Consider the following 18,724-nt stretch of genomic DNA (forward strand, 5'->3'; position numbering starts at 1 on the left):
ATACAACTATGACATGGCCTTTTGAGAACGATACAAGTGCCATTACAAAAAAGTTGGCAAAACGAAACTTAAAAGCAGATAAAAGTAGAAACATCCTCATTATCATTACGATTGCCTTAGCTACCTGCTTGATAATGACAACGACCTTGTATTTTTTTGCTTCGCAGCGAAAATCATTAAATGATGCGGCTGGGCGTTATCAAGCAATTATCAATGAAGTCGATAATGATACCATTACGAAATTAGTAAATGACGATAGGGTTCAAGTAGGTGTAAGTCATTTATTGGGTTTAGTATCTTATGGGGACTACAAATTAACCGTTCGTTCAATGGATGAAACACTAATGAAATTAGCAAAATATCCTGATTTAGAGGGAGAATTGCCCAAATCTACAAATGAAATTGCTATCACAAAGGCGTTTCTTGATAGAGCTGGATTGTCCAAATCCATAGGCGATACTATATCGTTAAATCTGGGAGATGGAGAAAAAGATTATACCTTATGTGGTATTTTGCCTGTCGAAAATTCAAATTATTCCGTATTCGTGTCGCAGTCTTATATTGAAAACAAGATCAGCGAACCGGCATCCTCCGCTTATATCCGTTTGAATGAATCTGATGGTTGGTCTAAGGCTGCTATACAAGCTGAATTATCAACATTGTGCAGAGAATTGGAAATACAGCCGGAGCAAATGCAGTTTTCAACATATTATTTTTCTCTCATTGAACAGAGAAGCAGTCAATATATCACTGTAATAGCATTTATCAGTCTTATTATCGCTTTGGCTTGTACTCTTGTTATTTACAGCCTGTTTTATGTGTCCATAGCCAGAAAAACAAAAGAATATGGAAAACTGCGGACAATAGGGGCAACTGGAAAACAAATGAAAAGAATCGTTTTTAGAGAGGGATTTCATCTTTCCAGAATTGGTATTCCGATTGGAATATTAGCCGGTGCAATAGCGGGATATGTCCTTGTCCCGCAAGGCTGGAACACTTTAATGGTATTTGTAATTGCCGCTGTCACAGCTCTGTTTGTGTATCTATGTGTTATGATTGCTGTAATTAAGCCAGCCAAAATTGCTGCTCATGTTACGCCTATTGAAGCAGTCCGTTATATGGCGGGCAATAATGATGTAATGTCCAACAGTACAAAAGTGTTACATCGTTCTCTATCCGCGAAAAATTTAGCATTCCTTAATTTTGCGAGGAACAGAAAGAAAACCGCTTTAACGATCCTGTCGTTAGGGGTATGTGGAATTTTGCTGATGGCAAGCTCTGCATATTTTAATTCCATTGATCCTTTAGCGATGGCGCGTAGGAGTTTTCCTTACGGAGAAATTCGCCTTGAATTAGGCGATTACGGGCCGCAGGCACATAACAGCGAACAATATTCAGAACTCCAAAAATCGAATCTGCTTACAGAAGATTTTAGAGAATCCATTTTGGACATAGATGGTGTGGAAGAAATAAAAGAATACCAAGGCACCGTTTTGAATGTTCGTATGCCAACGGGGGATATTGAACCGATTGTTTCAGACGCATATACGCCAAGCTCTCAAAAATTGCTTGAAGAATACTTGATTGATGGTACAGCAGATTTACAGGAACTAATCAATAATAATGGCATTATTATTGAAAATGGCCCACAGTGGAAAGAAACTTTTGGGTGGGATGCAGCGATTGGGGACGAACTTCTGATTGAAGTTGGCGGACAAACATTGGAAGTAAAAGTAATGGGAATTGTGGACACTAATATTCCGTATGGCGGATATGATACGCTATTTATTCCTTTAGAAATGCTGTCAAAGATCGTTCCTATTGAAAACCTCAATTATCAATTTATTGTAGATACAGATGACAGTAAATGGGCAGCCGCAAAGGATGAAATCCAAAAGATAATTCCACCGACTTCCAGCCTCTATGTTAGTACCTTGAATGATTGGGTAGAGGCATACAACGAAAAACTATTGAACTATCGTATGCCAGTCTACATTTTTGTGATGTTTATCGGGGTTTTTGGCATTATCAATCTGCTAAATACACTGATAACAAACATCTTGACACGGAAGCGAGAATTGGGTGTTTTGCAAGCGGTTGGTTTGAGCAGTAAACAGCTTTCAAAAATGTTATTGATAGAGGGCTTGTTCTATACATTAGGGGTGCTGCTTCTTTCCATATCATGCGGAACTCTTATCGGGTATCTTCTCTGCACTGTCTTTAGTGCAATGAGTATTTTTGGAAAAGTAAGCTATCATTTTCCGACAGTTGAAATGTTCAGTTATTTTATACTGATGCTTGCCGTCCAAATGCTTTTCTCGTATTTGGCAATTCGGCAGATAAAAAAACAATCTCTGGTAGATCAAATACGGGAATTGTCATAAGAATTTTTGAAATGTCCGAGCGTTGTAACATTTCACCCCGATTTTCAATGAAATTTTTTGGCCGCTGTAACATTTCGCGGACATTTGGGTTTTACAATGACCTTATCAACAAAAGCGAGGAGGCAACGCAATGGAACTGACCCCGACATTGATTTTGAATCTGGCGCTGCTGATCGTCCTACCCGTTGCCCTTGTGCTGGTGTTCCGGCAATGGCTGGCCCGGCACATCCGCTGGACGGTTGCCTTGACTGCTCTCTGTGATGTTCTCCTGTTTTGGAATGAACTGTTCTACTATGAGAGTTTCGGCCTGTTCGCTGTGCTGATTCTGGTACAGTTGGCAGCCACCGGCGCAGCAGCGTTCCGCATTTACAACAAACAAAGAAAGGATTGAATTTTATGAGCATTTTACAGACTATCGACCTGAAAAAGTATTACGGCACAGAGCCGAACATCACCCGCGCCCTTGACGGCGTGAACTTCTCCGTGGAGGACGGCGAGTTTGTGGCTGTTGTGGGAACCTCCGGCAGCGGCAAGTCCACCCTGCTTCACATGATGGGCGGGTTAGACACTCCCACCAGCGGAACCGTGATCGTCCGGGGCGAAGAACTGGCAAAGAAGAACGACGAACAGCTCACCATCTTCCGCCGCCGCAACATCGGCTTTATCTTCCAGAATTATAACCTTGTTCCCATCCTGAATGTGTATGAGAACATCGTCCTGCCGGTGGAGCTGGACGGGGACACGGTGGATCAGAAGTTTTTGGACGAGATCGTTCACCTGCTGGGGCTGGAAGATAAACTGAAAAATATGCCGAACAATCTTTCTGGCGGCCAGCAGCAGCGTGTGGCGATTGCCCGCGCCCTGATTACCAAACCGGCTATTGTGCTGGCCGACGAGCCGACCGGCAACCTTGACAGTAAGACCAGCGCCGAGGTGCTGGGGCTTATCAAGCGCACCAGTGCGGAGTTCCGGCAAACTGTTGTGATGATTACCCACAATAATGACATAGCCCGTCTTGCAGATCGGATTGTCCGCATTGAGGACGGAAAGATTGTGGAATAAGGAGGTGGCAGGCTATGACATGGCCTTTTGAAAATGATACCAGCGCCATTACAAAGAAGCTGGCAAAGAAAAGTTTGCAAAGCGAGAAGCGCCGGAATCTGATGGTAGTGATTGCCGTTGCGCTGGCGGCGTTTCTGATCTGCTTTACGGGAATTGTAGCTACTTCCCTGACACAAATGCAGCGCAATCAGGTTGTCGATACTTATGAGGCGGTCTGGCTGGGCGTAGAGGAAAACGACATTGAAACCCTGAAAGGACTGCCGGAGTTTGAGCGCGTAGGCGGCTACTATATGCTCGGTGAGGAACTTTCGGAACAGGGCTATCATGCCTCTTATGTATATAATGACGCAGAAATGATGGAGATTGGGCGCGACCAAATGAAGCTATTGGAGGGGAATCTGCCCCAAAAAGCAAATGAAGTTGTCGTAAGCGAATACTTTCTCTCCACCTATGGAAACAATGCCAAGATCGGGGACACTGTGACCTTAGATACCGAGAGTTTTCATGGTGATTATGTCGTTACCGGCATTATGGACAGCGTAAATGAAAAAGAAGCGAATACCTGCGCTATCATTCTTTCCAAAGCTGCCCTGACAGAATGGAAAGGGTTTGATCCGGCTGGGTATCGCGCCTATGTCCATTTCAAAAACAGCGACCAGTTGGGCGAGGAACTGATAACCTCTTATTGCAGGGAGATTGCAGAGGAATATCAGCTCCCTAATCCCAGCATGAACAACAAGTATTTTGCTTATGCTTCTAAATCCTTTGATTTTTTACCGATTGTTGGTGTGATTGTTATTGTTCTGATCGGCGGCTATATTGTGATCCAGAGTATCTTCCGTATCTCCATCAATGACAAAATCAGGAGCTACGGACAGCTTCGGACGATTGGTGCAACGCCAAAGCAAATCAAGCGGATTGTAAAGCGGGAGGGACGCAAACTCGGCAGTATCGGAATTTTGATTGGTACAGTGCTGGGTGTATGCTGCGGTTTTCTTCTGTTTTCCAAGGGATTTAACGCTGTTTCCTATGTCGTTATGGTTTCCCTGACACTCATAAGCAGTTGGATCATGGTGTCTATTTCCATCCGTAAGCCGGTGAAAATCGCGGCAGGGATTTCCCCCATTGAAGCCGTCCGTTTTACCCCGGTGCAAAAGGATATCCGCAGACGGAAAAAGAATATCAAGCTCAATCCTGTTTCAATGGGAATTGCGAATTTTAAGCGTGACCGCAAAAAGACAATCTCTATTATAGCGTCTTTGAGTTTGGGCGGAATTATCCTGCTTGTGGTATCTTCCATTGTTTTGCTGCGCTCCCCAGAGGCACTTGCAAGGCAGATTTATCCGTATGGTGACTATAAAATTTATTTACATTCCGAGTTGGCAGTAGAAGAAGCTATGGCAGCGGGAAATCCTTTGAATGAGAAATTGAAGCAGGAAATTTTGGCCATTGATGGTGTAACCGATGTGATTACAAAAAGGCAAAGCCTTCATATAAATTATCGTGCCAACGGAATTGATACGGCTGGTTGGTGTGATATACTGACTGAACAAAATTATTCTGCGGTTGAAGCTGCATTGATAGAGGGAACTATGCCAGCGGATGCACACAGCATCATAATTGATTCGGCAACAAGTAACCTTTATAATATAGGAGTAGGAGAAACCGTTAAACTTATCTCCGGGAAATCAACCATTCCTGTTACTATATCCGGGGTGTTTGACAACGCTAACATACCAACTGATGGACATGGAACAGTTCCCCTTGACTCTCCACTTGAATTTGCACCGGAAGCATTGTTCCATGAACTGCACCCAGAAATCACTTCTTTCGATTATTCATGGAGTATTGTAAGTGATCCGAAAAAAGCGGACGATGTAGAGTCTGAATTGAAAAATATTGTAGCCACTCATACTGATATTGCGTTAGAAAATATTGACACTATAATTGAGTATGAAAAAATGGTAAATTCTATTGTTTTTGGAAGTATGGAAGCGTTTTCGTGGGTGGTATTCCTCTTTGGCGTTATCAACCTGATTAACACAACACTATCTAACCAGATGTCCAGAAAGCAGGAAAACAGTGTTTTGCGTTCCATCGGCCTGACCCAAAAACAGCTATGTAAAATGAACATCTGTGAGGGGCTGTGCTATGCGTTCTTCGCAACATTGGCGACGCTGATCGTTGGGCTTCCGGCTTCCATCTTTGCTTGTAGCAAAGTTAGTGTAGGTGCTTTTGCCGGAAAGGTAGTGCCTTATCAATTCCCGGTTTTGGAAATGGGACTGTTCATTCTGGTATTGTTCGGAATGGAACTGATTTTGTCTGTATGGACAGTCCGCAGACAGAAAAAACAATCCCTGATTGAACAAATGCGGGCGATGGAATAACCGTATGGGATCGGCGGGGCAGCGTGTGCTGCCCCGCTTTTTCCGCCATTTCTCAAAAAAATTTTTGAAATGTCCGTGCTTTGTAACAATTCAGCCTGTTTTTCTGTCGAAATCAAAGGCACCTCGGACATTTGTGTAACATTTGTAGTTTATGCTTGTGGTAAATCAATATTGGGGGTGAGGACACATGAAAAAGATACTGCTGATCGACGACAGCGACACCTATACATGGTGCCTGCAAAAATACTTACAGCACCAGGGCTACCCGGTGAAAACGGCTTGTACGCTAAAAGAAGCGCGGGCCGCCATCCAAGAGGAAATGCCGCTGGTGGTCTGCTGTGATCTCGACCTGCCGGATGGTTCCGGCATGGAGCTGTTGGACGAGGTGCGGGCCGCAGACAAGAAACTGCCTTTTATTCTGGTGTCCTGCCATGACAAGGAGGACTACGAACAGGAGGCCAAGCGCCGGGGCGCGACGCTGTGCATGGACAAAATGAAAGGACTGTTGCTGCAAGATAAGCTGGTGGAATATGCCTACCGGCAGTTATCCGGCGAAAAGGCCCCGACTTTTCACAAGCTGCTCTTTGTCCATGCGGAAGATACCAGTGCCGAAGTGCTGCGGGCTGCTATGCTGCAAAAGGGCTTTGACCTGATTTTGATTCCCTCGATTGGGGAGGCCAAGCGCCGGATTTTTGAGGATAAGGAAATAGAACTGATCTTGTGTGATCTGGAACTGCCGGACGGCACAGCAATGGAGCTGTTTCATACGCTGCGGCGGGTGGCGGGGATGTTCCAAATGAAGAATCCCCCTGTCCGGCTTCTGCCGTTCTTTATCCTCACCGAGAACAACGACCTTGCCACGGAATATGAATACCAGCATGAGGGCGTGAACGACTATATCACCGCCCCGGTAAATATCCCGGAGCTGATCCGGCGGGTTTTGTTCTTTGTGGAATGAAAATTTTACGGAGGTGATGATATAATGGGACATTAGCTGTTTTTGATATAGAAGAATCCGGAAAGCAGATCGGAGAAAAGTTATTTCTGCTTCTTAACGAGGAACAAAAAAATGCTCTAATGCAATATATTTTGGAACAAGGAGTCTGTCATGGAACGGTATTCAATTCCTGTCACACTTCCTCCGCAGCAAAGAAGAATCCTCTAACAGAAATACAGGAAGGCGAGCTTTATCTATGCCTGGAGCACCGCACTGTCAGGGTTCGTGAACGGATTATCAACCTGACAAGTAAAGAGTTTGATATACTGGCATTGCTCATTGCCAATCCCAAACGTGTTTTTACTTACGAACTAATTACCGATTTGGTTTGGAAAGAGGATTGTGATTTCTATTCGAGAAAAGCCATTCATAATCATATAAGTAAGTTGCGTAAGAAATTGCGTTTTGAACCGGATCTTCCAAACTATATTGAGAGTGTCGCCGGGATTGGCTATAAATTTGAACACTTGTAAGCTAAAGCCATGAGATTTTTTATCTTGTGGCTTTAGTTTTTAATATTTATTTCCAAACACTTAATATGGGATGTTGTATTCTTCGAGCAAAAGAAATATAATAATCCATATTGGAGGGACACTATATGGACTACATGACTCTAAAAGAGACAAGCGAGAAATGGGGTATCTCTCCCCGAATGATTAACTACTATTGCACCGAGGGTCGCATCCCCGGCGCTGTGAAGATGGCCGGTGTTTGGCTGATACCAAAAGAGGCAGAAAGACCGGTTGATCGACGATATAAGAAAAAGTGAAAGGAGGCCCCTCTCTATGGCAAATATTTTAATCGTGGAAGATGAAAAAAATATGCAGAGCATTATTGCCGAGTATATGCAGCGAGGCGGCCACACCTGCTTTACGGCTGACGATGGCGTGGACGCACTAATGATCTTGAAAAACAATCCTATGGACTTAATGATACTGGATGTGATGATGCCCCACCTTGACGGTTTTTCCGTCTGCAAGATGGCAAGAGAAATGAGCAACCTCCCTATTATCATGCTAACTGCGAAAAGTGAGGAAGAAGATAAACTGAAAGGCTATGAGCTGGGAGCTGATGACTATATTACCAAACCATTCAGCCCAAAAGTGTTACTGGCAAAGGTGGGCGCTTTGCTGCGCCGTTCCTCTATCACACCTACCGATTCTGTGAACGCCGGAAAAATTACGATCATCCCCACATCTCATAAGGTCTTTGTAGATGGACAGGAAATCAATTTAACCCACAAGGAATATGAACTGCTGTATTTCTTCATGGGCAATCCCGGCCAGATATTCAGCAGAGAACAGCTTCTTAACCGGATTTGGGGCTACGACTTTGAGGGAACAACACGGACGGTCGATACCCATATCAAAACCTTGCGGCAGAAATTGGGCGATGAGGGCAAGCATATTGTCACCCTGATCCGTTCCGGCTACAAATTCGAGGTGAGCGTATGAAAATCAAGGAAAACATGAACATCTTTACCATACGGAAGAAGATCCTGCTGGCCTCCAAACTGATCGGCGTTGTCCTGATTATTTCTTATGTACTGTCCACCAAACTGCCGATGGACACAGATATTTCCTTTGTGATCTGGCTGGCTTTTGTGGTGGTTCTGGTCTGTGCCATTGACCTACTAATGGCTCGCTTTATCACAAAGCCGGTTTCGGAACTGAATGAAGCTGCCCGGAACATGGCAGAGCTTAATTTTTCCCATCCCTGCCATGTGGAAAGCCATGATGAATTTGGAGAACTTGCGGAGAGCCTGAACAAGATGGCTGAAAATCTGCAACAGGCGTTTTCTTCTCTGGAAGGTGCCAACCGGAAATTAGAGCAGGATGTTGAGCAGAAAAAAAGACTGCTTGCCGAGCGTAAAGAACTGGTGGACAACCTCTCCCATGAAATGAAAACTCCGCTGGGCGTGATCCGGGCCTATGCCGAGGGATTGCAAGACGAAACGGACGAAGCAAAACGGCAAAAGTATTCCGAGGTCATCATAACGGAAACAGAACGCATGAGCCGCTTAATCACTACGCTGCTTGATCTGTCTGCATTGGAAAATGGGGCTACCCAGCTCCGCCCGGAGCGGTTCGACTTTGTAGACTTTTTGGAAACGGTGGCAGGACGGCTGCTGATCGACACCCCGGACGCAGATTTTGTTTTGGAATATGAACTGCCGGAGCATCCTGTCTATGTCAATACAGACAAAGGGCGGATGGAACAGGTCTTGAATAATCTGATCGTCAATGCCAAACGAAATAACAGGCCGGGCGGGATTTTGAGATTGTCCCTGCTTGAAAAAGACGGCCTTTTGAACTTCTCTATCTTCAATCAGGGGGCGCCTATCCCGGAAGAAAGCCTGTCAAAGATATGGTCGAAATTTTATCGTGATAAAAATTCCAAATACAGCGGTTCCGGGCTGGGCCTTGCCATTGTTGCACAGGTCTTGTCCATGCAGTACCTACACTATGGCGCAGAAAATCAGCCGGGGGGCGTGGCCTTTTATTTCTCCCTCCCCACAGTAAAATAACAAATTCATATTCTCTCATAGGCTCTGGTTTCCAAATGGAGATCAGGGCCTTTTCTTCTGCCGGTAAGATTTCACACCAACTTCACAGCGACCTCACACCGACTTCAACGCATTTTCGTACCTTTATCCCACAAGGAGGGAATGACCCTCCAGATAAAGGAGGTAGCGATTATGTTTTTAGGTATGGAATGGTACTGGTGGCTTTTGATTGTTGTGGCGCTGGTGATCTGCATCCCGTTCAAGGTAAAGTTTATGAAATGGTGGAGCAAACGGGAACAGGAGAAGAAAAAGAACCAGATCGGAAAATGGGGTGATGAAGATGATCGAGGTTAAAAACCTGACTTTTTCCTACGGAAAGGATAAGCAGGCGTTACATGGCTTGAATTTTTCTGTGGCAGATGGGGAGATTTTCGGATTTTTGGGGCCGAATGGTTCCGGGAAGTCCACCACCCAAAAGATATTGACCGGCATCTTAAAAGGGCATGGCGGCGAGGTTTCCCTATTCGGAAAGGATTTGAGAACCGTGCAGACGCAGGAGTTTTTTCAGCAGATCGGCGTCCTGTTTGAGTTTCCTTATCTGTACGCTAATTTAAGCGCAGTGGATAATCTGAACTATTTTGCGTCCTTTTATCCCAAAGAACAACTGCGGGATGTAAAAGAACTGCTGGAAGAACTGGAATTTAAGAAAGACTTTCTCAATAAGCCGGTGTCCTCCTACTCCAAAGGGATGCGGCAGCGTGTAAGCATGGCGAGAGCTTTGATCAGCAATCCGAAACTTTTATTTCTGGACGAACCCACCAGCGGCCTTGATCCCGCCGGCGCTGTCCTTTTTAGAAAAATCATCGAGGAAGAACGGCAAAAAGGCACAACGGTATTTCTCACAACACACAATATGCTGGACGCTGACCTACTCTGTGACCGTGTAGCGTTTATCACGAATGGAAATATCGTTGCGCTGGACACGCCCCAAAATCTGAAAGAGAAAAACAGCAATCACCGCATTGTGGTTTCCTATCTTTATCAGGGCAAGCGAAAGGAGCAGACCATAGAAGCGCCTGAACTGAAAGCCGGTATTCCTTTCGCCTATGATGAAATCATCAGCATCCATTCGCAGGAGCCGACACTGGAAGATGTCTTTATCCAGTACACGGGAAGGGGGCTGTCTTAATGTGGAAAAGCCTTTGTTCTCTGTTCAAAAAAGACTGCCGGATGATGATGTCCGGGAAATTCTTTCTGGTGGCGCTGGGTTCCCTTGTTTTATACACGCTGTTCATCAATTTCGGCTATGTGAAATTCATGGACGCCCAGCTCTACAATGTGTATCTGTATGATCCGGCTGGGATGCAGACAGAGGTTTCCTCCCTCGTTCGGCCCGTGTCCTCTTTGGAAGAACTGAATAATGCCCTTGCCAGTGATACGAACGGTGTCGGGATTGACGCCAGCGGAAAGACACCCCATGTTCTGTTCTATGCGGCCACCGAAAAAGCAGACAGACACAGAACAGACTATGCGTTGTCCCTGCTTTCCCCAGATGGGAATGATACAGCAAAAACCGTCGGCAGCAACAGCCCTGAAATGAAGCAGCGCCGGGAGATCACCTGTGAACTTCTCTTTATTGAGATTGTAGCCGTTGGATTTTTGGGGATTGCTTCGGTGCTGTTTAAGGAAAAGCAGATGGGAGTGATCCGCGTCCATGCCATTATGCCGCTGCATAAGAGCCTGTTTGTATGCTCCAAAATCATGCTCTTTCTGATTACCGATCTGGTTTTTGCGGCCTTAATGGTTCTGTTCAATGTGGGGTTGGACGGGATGTCGGTTTTGCCTGCGGTGCTGGTGCAGACCGCTATCCTCTCCTTGATTATGGCACTGGCAGGCTTCGGCTGTACCATGCTTCTGCGGGACTTTAAGCAATTTTCACTGGCGTATCTGGTAATTGCGCTCTTTGCGGCTACGCCGGTATTTCTAGCGGCAAATACTTCCGTAAAGATGGCGTGGATCGATTACCACCCGTTTTACCATGTATATATGGGACTGAAAAACGCCTTTTTCGGTGTCCCGACTACAAACCCGGTCTACTATGCCGGTGCGATAGGCGCAATCATTTTACTCTTTCTCCTTGTAGAAGCTGCGTTCCGCAAGGAAATGGGAAAGGAGGGCTGACCATGAAAGGACTGCTCTATCAACTGAAAAGTGTCCGAAAAGACAAGTTCTGTATCATGTCATTTCTCCTGCCTATCGTGGTCGCTGTGGCATTGAATTTTGTCGGCTCCATTGACCTTTCTTCATTGGGGGAATTTCATTTTGGAGTAACGGCAAAGGCCACCACTTCGGAAGTCAACACATGGCTGGAACGATATGGTACTGTCACAGTTTATCCCACACAGGAAGAACTGATTGAGGCCATCAATGAACCGTCAACAAACCTGATTGGTGTGGAAATGTCTAACGGCAGCATCCAGACAATCCTTTCCGGCGATGAACTGGATATGTTTCAGCAGACAGCCAACACGCTCCCGGCTCTTTACGAGCAGAGGGAATGGGCGGCACAGGCCAGTGTGCAGGTATTGGAGCGCCCGGATATGATGGCGGGTTATCAGAATATCTTTATTGCCATTACGCTGATCGTGGCAATGTTCATGGGCTGTACCTTTAATGCCATGAACATTATTTCCGAAAAAGAGGATGGCGTTGCGCTGATCAATGAAATCCTGCCTATGACGCACAGGCAGTACATGATGCAGAAAATCTTTGTGGGTTTTGTATTCGGCTGCCTGTCCGCTATTCTTACGGCGGCCATCTGCTTCCGGCTCTCTTTCACAGGGGCGGCGGTCATGCTGGCATTGATCGTCCTTTCCGCATTTGTGTCGGCTCTGATCGGTTTGTTTGTAGGCAAACTCTCCGATGGCATGATGGTAGGCGTGGTCTATATTAAAATCGTGATGATCGTATTTATGGCAGTTCCAATCCTGAATTATCTGGTCGGTGCAGGAAACAAAGTCCTTTCCTACATTTGCTATCTGATTCCGTCCAGCGCCACCTTTGAGGGCATTATGGATTTGGCAAATGGAACTGCATCAACAGCGGTTAAGGACATCGTTATTCTCACTCTCCATTGTGTTCTTTGGTTCTTGTTTTATCTGCTTGTATCTAAGCGACAGAAAAAACATATTTAACAAAACTATTATTCTTGGGTATATTAGCACTTCTATGTAACGTTAAGATACAAATGGTTTAAGGATGGTGATGTGATGGGACATTAGCTGTTTTGGATATAGAAGAATCTGGAAAGCAGATTGGAGAAAAGTTATTCTTACTTCTTGACGAGGAACAAAAGAATGCTCTGATGCAATATATTTTAGAACAAGAAGTCTGTCATGGATCGGCACTCATTTCCTGTCACACTTCTTCCATAATAGAGAAAAATCCTCTGACAGAAATACAAGAAGGCGAGCTTTATCTATGCCTGGAACATCGTACTGTTAGGGTTCGTGAACGGATTATCAACCTGACAAGTAAAGAGTTTGATATACTGGCATTGCTCATTGCCAATCCCAAACGTGTTTTTACTTACGAACTGATTACCGATTTGGTTTGGAAAGAGGATTGTGATTTCTATTCGAGAAAAGCGATTCATAATCATATAAGTAAGCTGCGTAAGAAGTTGCGCTTTGAACCAGATCTTCCAAACTATATTGAGAGTGTCGCCGGAATCGGCTATAAATTTGAACATTTGTAAGCTAAAGCCACGAGATTTTCTTGTGGCTTTAATTAACATCCACTTCCGAACGCTTAATATTGAAGGTTGTATTATTCGAGCTAAAGAACTATAATAGATTCTATGGAGGTGCGATATGGAATATATGACATTAAAAGAGGCCGCCGAGAAGTGGGGCGTGACACCTCGTAGAGTAAATTATTATTGTGCTGGTGAACGTATTTCTGGAGCAGTAAAGATGGCCGGTATTTGGCTGATTCCCAAAACTGCAGAAAAGCCGATTGATGGTCGGACAAAACAAGGGAGAGAATTGCGCCATGAATAAAATTTTGATTATAGATGATGACAGAGAACTGTGCGCTTTGATTAAACACAGCGTACAATCAGAACATATAGAAGCCGATTTTTGTAATACCGGAAAAGAGGGCTTGCAGAAATTAAAAGAGCAAGAATACCAGCTTGTGGTGCTAGATGTGATGATGCCCGGTATGGATGGCTTTGAAACGCTGGAAGAAATCCGCAAAGAGAACAGCCTGCCGATTTTGATGTTCACATCCAAAAATGACAGCGCTTCTAAAGTGCGGGGCTTACGGGCCGGAGCGGACGATTATCTAACAAAGCCGTTTGATATGGACGAACTGATTGCCCGTATTGCGTCCCTCATTCGCCGCTACACCCGCTTTAATCAGCAAACGGGAACTATGCAAAAACTGGATTTTGATGGGTTGCAAATTGACCTTGAAAATCGTTCTGTTACGACGGAAACCGGCACTTTTGAACTTCCACCAAAGGAATTTGATCTGCTCCTGTACTGTGCAAAACATCAAGGAAAAATTTTGACAAAACAGCAGATTTATGAGGAAGTTTGGGGCGAAGAATATTTCTATGATGACAGCAACATTATGGCGATCATCAGCCGGCTTCGTAAAAAATTAGAAGTCAATCCTTCCAGTCCAAAGTATATTCAAACGGTCAAAGGGATTGGCTACCGCTTTAATAAGGAGGTATAGCTGGTATGAAGATCATCGTTTTCCTGTCCGTTGTGATTGCTATTGTAGCTGTGCTAACCTCCATCCTTCTCATTCGTCGCGTAAAAAAGCAAATAGCAGAAATGACCGATGCGCTGGTTGATGTGAAAAATGGAAATGGCAATCGGCGTATTTTGTCTGCAACAAATGAACTGATAGCACCTCTTGCCTATGAAATCAATGAGATCGTTGTGTCCTATGAAAGCAGACTTTCGATTGTCCGGCAGGCAGAGGAAACCAACCGCCAGCTTATGACGAGCCTTTCCCACGATGTTCGGACACCCCTTACAACCCTCATCGGCTATCTTGACGCTGCACATAAAGGGCTTGTTACAGGGAAAGACCGGGATGATTATATCGAAATCGCCCGCCGGAAAGCCCATGATTTGAAAGAATATATTGATGTACTCTTTGACTGGTTCAAGTTAAATTCCAACGAGTTTGCTTTGGAAATCCATCCTATTGAGGCCGCAGAGCTGACAAGAAATATCCTGATCGACTGGATACCGATTTTTGAAGATAAGCAGGTCGATTATGACATTGATATTCTCGAACAGCCTGTCCGGGTAAGATTGGATACGGACAGCTATATGAGGATTATCAATAATCTCATTCAAAATGTAATCGCTCACAGCCATGCGGACAAAATTAAAATTGCCCTGTCAAAGCAAGGAAATAACATGAGGCTGCTGCTGGCGGATAATGGTGTAGGAATTGAGAAAGAAGATTTGAAACACATTTTTGAACGGCTTTATAAGTGTGATAAAGGTCGGTCTGAAAAAGGCAGCGGTCTTGGTCTTTCTATTGTCCATCAGCTTGTAGAAAAGATGGGTGGAAGCATAACAGTTGAAAGTTTGCCGGGAAAAGGAACTGAATTTATGTTGTTTTTTCCTTTGGAAATTTAAGTGGGTTCCCGTCTTTATGGCGGGAACCTTTGTCATTTTGCCGGATTTCAAATTGCAAGGTTAATGCAAGGTTGCGGCAAGGTTAATGCAAGGTTGGCGTGATAGAATACTTTACAGAACAGGAGGTTTTGAATATGGACACAAATTACATCATTGAAACGAAAAATCTGACGAAGCAATACGGTTCACAAAAGAGTGTGGCTGACTTAAATATCCATGTGATGCGTGGGAGAATTTATGGTCTGCTGGGCAGAAACGGAGCCGGAAAAACTACTACCATGAAAATGCTGTTGGGCTTAACAAATCCGACTTCCGGGGAGGTCAAAATCTGGGGAAAACCCTTGCAGGGGAATGAAAAGAAATTGCTGCCCCGTATCGGCAGCTTGATTGAGTCCCCCGGTTTTTATCCAAATCTGACCGGCACAGAGAACTTGCGTATCTTTGCTACTCTGCGGGGCGTACCAAACAATCATGCCATCAAAGACGCTCTGGATTTGGTAGGACTGCCCTACAAAGATAAAAAGCTCTTTTCACAGTATTCTCTTGGTATGAAGCAGCGGCTTGCCATCGCCCTTGCCGTTATGCACGATCCAGAACTTTTGATTTTGGATGAGCCGATCAACGGTCTTGATCCCATCGGTATTGCGGAGGTACGCTCCTTTATTCGGGAGCTTTGCGACGCAAAGGGAAAAACGATTTTGATTTCCAGTCACATTCTTTCGGAGATTTCCTTGCTGGCTGACGATATTGGAATTATCGACCACGGTGCATTGCTGGAAGAAGAAAGTCTTGCTGAGCTGGAGCAAAAAAGCAGTAAGCATATCCGGTTTACGCTCTCTGATACTGCACAGGCGGCAAGAATTTTGGAACGCAATTTCCGTGAAAACCATTTCTCTATACAGGATGACCACAATCTGCGCCTGCACAACCTTGATCTACCTGTGGGGAAAATTGTAACTGCCTTTGTTGAAAATGGATTGGAGGTATCGGAGGCGCATACTTGTGAAGAAAGTCTTGAAGATTACTTCAAGCGTGTGACGGGAGGCGAGGGAATTGCTTAAACTGATCAAATGCGAATTTTGGAAATTAAAGCGAAAAAGATTATTATACGCACTGATGTCATTATCGTTATTTTTTCCGTTGATTTTGGCATATATGGCAAAGGCGGGAACAGGTGCAGATACAACGGAACATTATCTTCAAACCCGATTTGATTATGTTTATACAATGATGTTGGGATATGGATTGGTTTTTTTGCTTCCATGTCTAATTGGTATCATTGCCGCTATTTTGTTTTTTATAGAAAGAGATTGCGATACTTCCAAAAACCTTAGAACAATTCCTGTTACAAATACACAACTCATTATGGCAAAAATTTCTATGCTCTTTATTTTTAGCATTGCGTTTTGTCTGACAAGCACATTATCTGTTGCGTTGTTTTGTAAACTGTTTCATGTAGGAATGGTTTATGGTATGACTTATAAGATATTTATGAGCCTTATTTTTGGAGTTCTTATCGTAGCAGCTTCTTTGCCGATTGTATTTTTAATTATTTGTTTTAACAAAAGTTTTTTGCTTTCTATCCTGCTTGCGTTTTTTTATTCTATTTTTAACTGGGGCATACTGGGGACGATTGGAACATCTATAAGTGCTGCAAAAATTACTTTCTTAAATTCTTTCCCAGTTATATGTGTTATGAACTGGACAAGCGGCTTAATGATGGATCATTTGCAAAAAGACAATCTTTTGCCGGAAGCCTATGCGATTGTACCAACCACCTTCCATACAATTTTTATTCTGGCAATTACTGTTATACTTTCGTTGTGGTTGATCATTCGCTTTTATAAAAAATGGACGAGGTAAATGATATGGGAAAGATAATAAAAACGGAATTTTTAAAACTAAAACGCTATTCTGTAATAAAAGCCGGAATTATTATGACAGTGCTTTCGCCGCTGCTGTCACTGTTTTATTCCACAGCCAACGGTGGACAGACATGGACATTTGACTATTTTATGCAGCAAGTTATGATTAGTAACTGTACCTTGTTTTTTCCGATTATCATTGCACTGATAGCAGGTTATATTATAACAAGGGAATATACAGACGATACGATGAAGAATATATCAACAATTCCTATTTCATATAAACAGTTACTTTCAGGAAAACTACTTGTCCTATTGTTGTTGACAATCTGCTTTAGCTTTATAGGATGCGTGCTAGCATTAGTAATCAATGTTATTGCTGGATTTCCAGGAGTGCATTTTGGCAATCTGCTCAATATGTTTATTCGTGTTACCGGAGCAAATTTAGGAATTTACATTTCAGTTTTGCCGATTATTTTACTATTCTGTTGTTCGGTAAACAATTTTTTGGGTGGGGTTGCGTTAGCATTTGTGTATGGATATTTCGGAACTTTTGAAGGAACACTGTTAAATTATTATCCGATTAAAGCAAGCATGATTTTAGTAGACCCTACTTGTGGTGCGGAATATGGTTATACTTATCACATTTTCCCTGCTTTCATCACAATAGTTTTGACTTTCTTGATTTCTGTGATTATTCTTGCAAATAAAAAGAAAGAACCCAGCACATTGACTGTCACTAAGAAGAAAAAAGTAGTTAGAAAAAAGGGATGGTGACGTGATGGGACATTAGCTGTTTTTGATATAGAAGAATCCGGCAAACAGATTGGCGAAAAGTTATTTCTGCTTCTTAACGAGGAACAAAAGAATGCTCTAATGCAATATATTTTGGAGCAAGGAGTCTGTCATGGAACCAGGTGCCATTGTTGTTCTTGTAAATTGCCATTCCTAATTCCTCCCATCATTTGATCTGGTTCCGTAGAACTGTTCGTAAAAATATTTGCGGTCAACTTTTCCAGCGATTGTCTGACATCCCATTGCCTGTAATTCTCTGTTGAGTCGCTTCATCAGCTTATAAGCGTAGGATTCTGACACTTCGAGGACTTCCATGACCTCTTTTACATTCATAAACATTTTACTCATTGTAAATCCCTCCTTTGTTTGTCACTATACATTTCTGTATAGCTCGTATGATACTATACTTTTTTGTATTGGTCAAGCGTTTTCAGCGTAAACTTCTATACTTTTTTGTATGGTTTTTTCTTGTCTGTACTATACAGATATGCTATACTCAACCTATCAAGAAAAAGACAGGAGATGTAAAACTATGGCAATAGGAGAAAGAATCCACCATTTTCGACTTCTGCGTGGATTCACGCAGAAATATTTAGGGCAACAACTCGGATTCAGCGAATCACAGGCTGATGTCCGTATTGCACAGTATGAAAAAGGTGCCCGCAGTCCAAAAGAAAACTATCTGAATGCACTGGCTGATATTTTTGAGGTCTCTCCGCATGCACTGGCTGTCCCGGATATTGACAGCTATGTAGGACTTATGCATACTTTATTTGCATTAGAAGACCTTTACGGACTTCATATTGGTGAGATTGATGGAGAACTCTGCCTCCGGCTGGACAAATCCAAAGGAACCACCTACCTTTCTATGTTTGATATGTTCCATGCATGGCAGGAACAAGCTGAAAAGCTAAAATCCGGAGAAATCACTCAGGAAGAATATGACCAGTGGCGGTATAATTATCCAAAAAACTGCAAATAAAAACCAACGAAAAAAGGCCTTACCAAATTGATTTCACTCAATTCAGTAAGACCTTTTTGTTGGTTTCACACATATTA

The 18,724-nt window shown here is 43.6% G+C and carries 22 protein-coding genes; 21 read left to right on the top strand and 1 reads right to left on the bottom strand.

Going from position 1 to position 18,724, the window contains the following annotated elements:
- The first annotated feature begins 8 nt into the window (after window positions 1–8).
- The 20 genes from MUB50_RS08845 to MUB50_RS08940 all read left to right on the top strand — a co-directional run bounded on the left by MUB50_RS08845 (window position 9) and on the right by MUB50_RS08940 (window position 17,647).
- On the top strand, window positions 9–2,384 hold the full coding sequence (locus MUB50_RS08845; protein WP_244791038.1) for an ABC transporter permease: 2,376 nt from the start codon (window positions 9–11) through the stop codon (window positions 2,382–2,384).
- A 130-nt stretch (window positions 2,385–2,514) separates the two neighbouring features.
- Complete coding sequence (locus MUB50_RS08850; protein WP_244791039.1) at window positions 2,515–2,775, top strand: hypothetical protein; 261 nt, start codon at window positions 2,515–2,517, stop codon at window positions 2,773–2,775.
- Between the two features lie 5 nt (window positions 2,776–2,780).
- Window positions 2,781–3,446 (top strand): ABC transporter ATP-binding protein, encoded by a 666-nt coding sequence (locus MUB50_RS08855; protein ID WP_071431016.1) that lies wholly within the window; start codon window positions 2,781–2,783, stop codon window positions 3,444–3,446.
- 14 nt (window positions 3,447–3,460) lie between these two features.
- Window positions 3,461–5,833, top strand: a complete 2,373-nt coding sequence (locus MUB50_RS08860) for an ABC transporter permease (protein ID WP_244791041.1) — start codon at window positions 3,461–3,463, stop codon at window positions 5,831–5,833.
- Between the two features lie 187 nt (window positions 5,834–6,020).
- On the top strand, window positions 6,021–6,791 hold the full coding sequence (locus tag MUB50_RS08865; protein WP_244791043.1) for a response regulator: 771 nt from the start codon (window positions 6,021–6,023) through the stop codon (window positions 6,789–6,791).
- A 119-nt stretch (window positions 6,792–6,910) separates the two neighbouring features.
- Window positions 6,911–7,303 (top strand): winged helix-turn-helix domain-containing protein, encoded by a 393-nt coding sequence (locus MUB50_RS08870; protein WP_117538747.1) that lies wholly within the window; start codon window positions 6,911–6,913, stop codon window positions 7,301–7,303.
- Between the two features lie 125 nt (window positions 7,304–7,428).
- Window positions 7,429–7,599, top strand: coding sequence for a helix-turn-helix domain-containing protein (locus MUB50_RS08875; RefSeq protein ID WP_033143706.1), 171 nt, complete (start codon window positions 7,429–7,431; stop codon window positions 7,597–7,599).
- A 16-nt stretch (window positions 7,600–7,615) separates the two neighbouring features.
- Window positions 7,616–8,284, top strand: coding sequence for a response regulator transcription factor (locus MUB50_RS08880; RefSeq protein WP_118306375.1), 669 nt, complete (start codon window positions 7,616–7,618; stop codon window positions 8,282–8,284).
- A complete protein-coding gene (locus MUB50_RS08885; RefSeq protein WP_244791045.1) occupies window positions 8,281–9,357 on the top strand; it encodes a sensor histidine kinase in 1,077 nt (358 codons plus the stop codon). Before MUB50_RS08880 ends, MUB50_RS08885 begins: the two co-directional genes overlap by 4 nt.
- 171 nt (window positions 9,358–9,528) lie before the next feature.
- On the top strand, window positions 9,529–9,690 hold the full coding sequence (locus tag MUB50_RS08890) for a hypothetical protein (RefSeq protein ID WP_191835411.1): 162 nt from the start codon (window positions 9,529–9,531) through the stop codon (window positions 9,688–9,690).
- Window positions 9,677–10,525, top strand: coding sequence for an ABC transporter ATP-binding protein (locus MUB50_RS08895; RefSeq protein WP_033143722.1), 849 nt, complete (start codon window positions 9,677–9,679; stop codon window positions 10,523–10,525). Before MUB50_RS08890 ends, MUB50_RS08895 begins: the two co-directional genes overlap by 14 nt.
- Window positions 10,525–11,517: an ABC transporter permease gene (locus MUB50_RS08900; protein ID WP_033143709.1), complete on the top strand. Its 993-nt coding sequence runs from the start codon at window positions 10,525–10,527 to the stop codon at window positions 11,515–11,517. The genes MUB50_RS08895 and MUB50_RS08900 overlap by 1 nt, the downstream gene beginning before the upstream one ends.
- Before the next feature lie 2 nt (window positions 11,518–11,519).
- Window positions 11,520–12,530 (top strand): ABC transporter permease, encoded by a 1,011-nt coding sequence (locus MUB50_RS08905; RefSeq protein WP_118306374.1) that lies wholly within the window; start codon window positions 11,520–11,522, stop codon window positions 12,528–12,530.
- 92 nt (window positions 12,531–12,622) lie between these two features.
- Window positions 12,623–13,093, top strand: coding sequence for a winged helix-turn-helix domain-containing protein (locus tag MUB50_RS08910; protein WP_233546305.1), 471 nt, complete (start codon window positions 12,623–12,625; stop codon window positions 13,091–13,093).
- Between the two features lie 115 nt (window positions 13,094–13,208).
- Window positions 13,209–13,397 (top strand): helix-turn-helix domain-containing protein, encoded by a 189-nt coding sequence (locus tag MUB50_RS08915; RefSeq protein ID WP_055221059.1) that lies wholly within the window; start codon window positions 13,209–13,211, stop codon window positions 13,395–13,397.
- A complete protein-coding gene (locus MUB50_RS08920; RefSeq protein WP_117538748.1) occupies window positions 13,390–14,082 on the top strand; it encodes a response regulator transcription factor in 693 nt (230 codons plus the stop codon). Before MUB50_RS08915 ends, MUB50_RS08920 begins: the two co-directional genes overlap by 8 nt.
- 5 nt (window positions 14,083–14,087) lie before the next feature.
- Window positions 14,088–15,005, top strand: coding sequence for a sensor histidine kinase (locus tag MUB50_RS08925; RefSeq protein WP_117538749.1), 918 nt, complete (start codon window positions 14,088–14,090; stop codon window positions 15,003–15,005).
- 134 nt (window positions 15,006–15,139) lie between these two features.
- Entirely contained in the window at window positions 15,140–16,066 is a 927-nt protein-coding gene (locus MUB50_RS08930; protein ID WP_117538750.1) for an ABC transporter ATP-binding protein, read from the top strand.
- A complete protein-coding gene (locus tag MUB50_RS08935; RefSeq protein WP_117538751.1) occupies window positions 16,059–16,868 on the top strand; it encodes an ABC transporter permease in 810 nt (269 codons plus the stop codon). Before MUB50_RS08930 ends, MUB50_RS08935 begins: the two co-directional genes overlap by 8 nt.
- A gap of 5 nt (window positions 16,869–16,873) precedes the next feature.
- Window positions 16,874–17,647: an ABC transporter permease gene (locus MUB50_RS08940; protein ID WP_117538752.1), complete on the top strand. Its 774-nt coding sequence runs from the start codon at window positions 16,874–16,876 to the stop codon at window positions 17,645–17,647.
- Between the two features lie 171 nt (window positions 17,648–17,818).
- On the opposite strand, the gene MUB50_RS08945 is transcribed toward MUB50_RS08940, so the two are convergent.
- Window positions 17,819–18,013, bottom strand: a complete 195-nt coding sequence (locus MUB50_RS08945; RefSeq protein WP_005611072.1) for a hypothetical protein — start codon at window positions 18,011–18,013, stop codon at window positions 17,819–17,821.
- A 184-nt stretch (window positions 18,014–18,197) separates the two neighbouring features.
- Here MUB50_RS08945 and MUB50_RS08950 point away from each other — a divergent pair, with 184 nt between their 5' ends.
- Window positions 18,198–18,647 (top strand): helix-turn-helix domain-containing protein, encoded by a 450-nt coding sequence (locus tag MUB50_RS08950; RefSeq protein WP_118625190.1) that lies wholly within the window; start codon window positions 18,198–18,200, stop codon window positions 18,645–18,647.
- Window positions 18,648–18,724 lie beyond the last annotated feature (77 nt).

Source organism: Blautia sp. NSJ-140 (genome assembly GCF_022868965.1).
Classification (GTDB): domain Bacteria; phylum Bacillota; class Clostridia; order Lachnospirales; family Lachnospiraceae; genus Blautia_A.

Bases quoted from the DNA above. Each gene is read 5' to 3' on its own strand.
- MUB50_RS08845 (WP_244791038.1), top strand. From the start codon at position 9: ATGACATGGCCTTTTGAGAACGATACAAGTGCCATTACAAAAAAGTTG.
- MUB50_RS08850 (WP_244791039.1), top strand. From the start codon at position 2,515: ATGGAACTGACCCCGACATTGATTTTGAATCTGGCGCTGCTGATCGTC.
- MUB50_RS08855 (WP_071431016.1), top strand. From the start codon at position 2,781: ATGAGCATTTTACAGACTATCGACCTGAAAAAGTATTACGGCACAGAG.
- MUB50_RS08860 (WP_244791041.1), top strand. From the start codon at position 3,461: ATGACATGGCCTTTTGAAAATGATACCAGCGCCATTACAAAGAAGCTG.
- MUB50_RS08865 (WP_244791043.1), top strand. From the start codon at position 6,021: ATGAAAAAGATACTGCTGATCGACGACAGCGACACCTATACATGGTGC.
- MUB50_RS08870 (WP_117538747.1), top strand. From the start codon at position 6,911: ATGCAATATATTTTGGAACAAGGAGTCTGTCATGGAACGGTATTCAAT.
- MUB50_RS08875 (WP_033143706.1), top strand. From the start codon at position 7,429: ATGGACTACATGACTCTAAAAGAGACAAGCGAGAAATGGGGTATCTCT.
- MUB50_RS08880 (WP_118306375.1), top strand. From the start codon at position 7,616: ATGGCAAATATTTTAATCGTGGAAGATGAAAAAAATATGCAGAGCATT.
- MUB50_RS08885 (WP_244791045.1), top strand. From the start codon at position 8,281: ATGAAAATCAAGGAAAACATGAACATCTTTACCATACGGAAGAAGATC.
- MUB50_RS08890 (WP_191835411.1), top strand. From the start codon at position 9,529: ATGTTTTTAGGTATGGAATGGTACTGGTGGCTTTTGATTGTTGTGGCG.
- MUB50_RS08895 (WP_033143722.1), top strand. From the start codon at position 9,677: ATGATCGAGGTTAAAAACCTGACTTTTTCCTACGGAAAGGATAAGCAG.
- MUB50_RS08900 (WP_033143709.1), top strand. From the start codon at position 10,525: ATGTGGAAAAGCCTTTGTTCTCTGTTCAAAAAAGACTGCCGGATGATG.
- MUB50_RS08905 (WP_118306374.1), top strand. From the start codon at position 11,520: ATGAAAGGACTGCTCTATCAACTGAAAAGTGTCCGAAAAGACAAGTTC.
- MUB50_RS08915 (WP_055221059.1), top strand. From the start codon at position 13,209: ATGGAATATATGACATTAAAAGAGGCCGCCGAGAAGTGGGGCGTGACA.
- MUB50_RS08920 (WP_117538748.1), top strand. From the start codon at position 13,390: ATGAATAAAATTTTGATTATAGATGATGACAGAGAACTGTGCGCTTTG.
- MUB50_RS08925 (WP_117538749.1), top strand. From the start codon at position 14,088: ATGAAGATCATCGTTTTCCTGTCCGTTGTGATTGCTATTGTAGCTGTG.
- MUB50_RS08930 (WP_117538750.1), top strand. From the start codon at position 15,140: ATGGACACAAATTACATCATTGAAACGAAAAATCTGACGAAGCAATAC.
- MUB50_RS08940 (WP_117538752.1), top strand. From the start codon at position 16,874: ATGGGAAAGATAATAAAAACGGAATTTTTAAAACTAAAACGCTATTCT.
- MUB50_RS08945 (WP_005611072.1), bottom strand. From the start codon at position 18,013: ATGAGTAAAATGTTTATGAATGTAAAAGAGGTCATGGAAGTCCTCGAA.
- MUB50_RS08950 (WP_118625190.1), top strand. From the start codon at position 18,198: ATGGCAATAGGAGAAAGAATCCACCATTTTCGACTTCTGCGTGGATTC.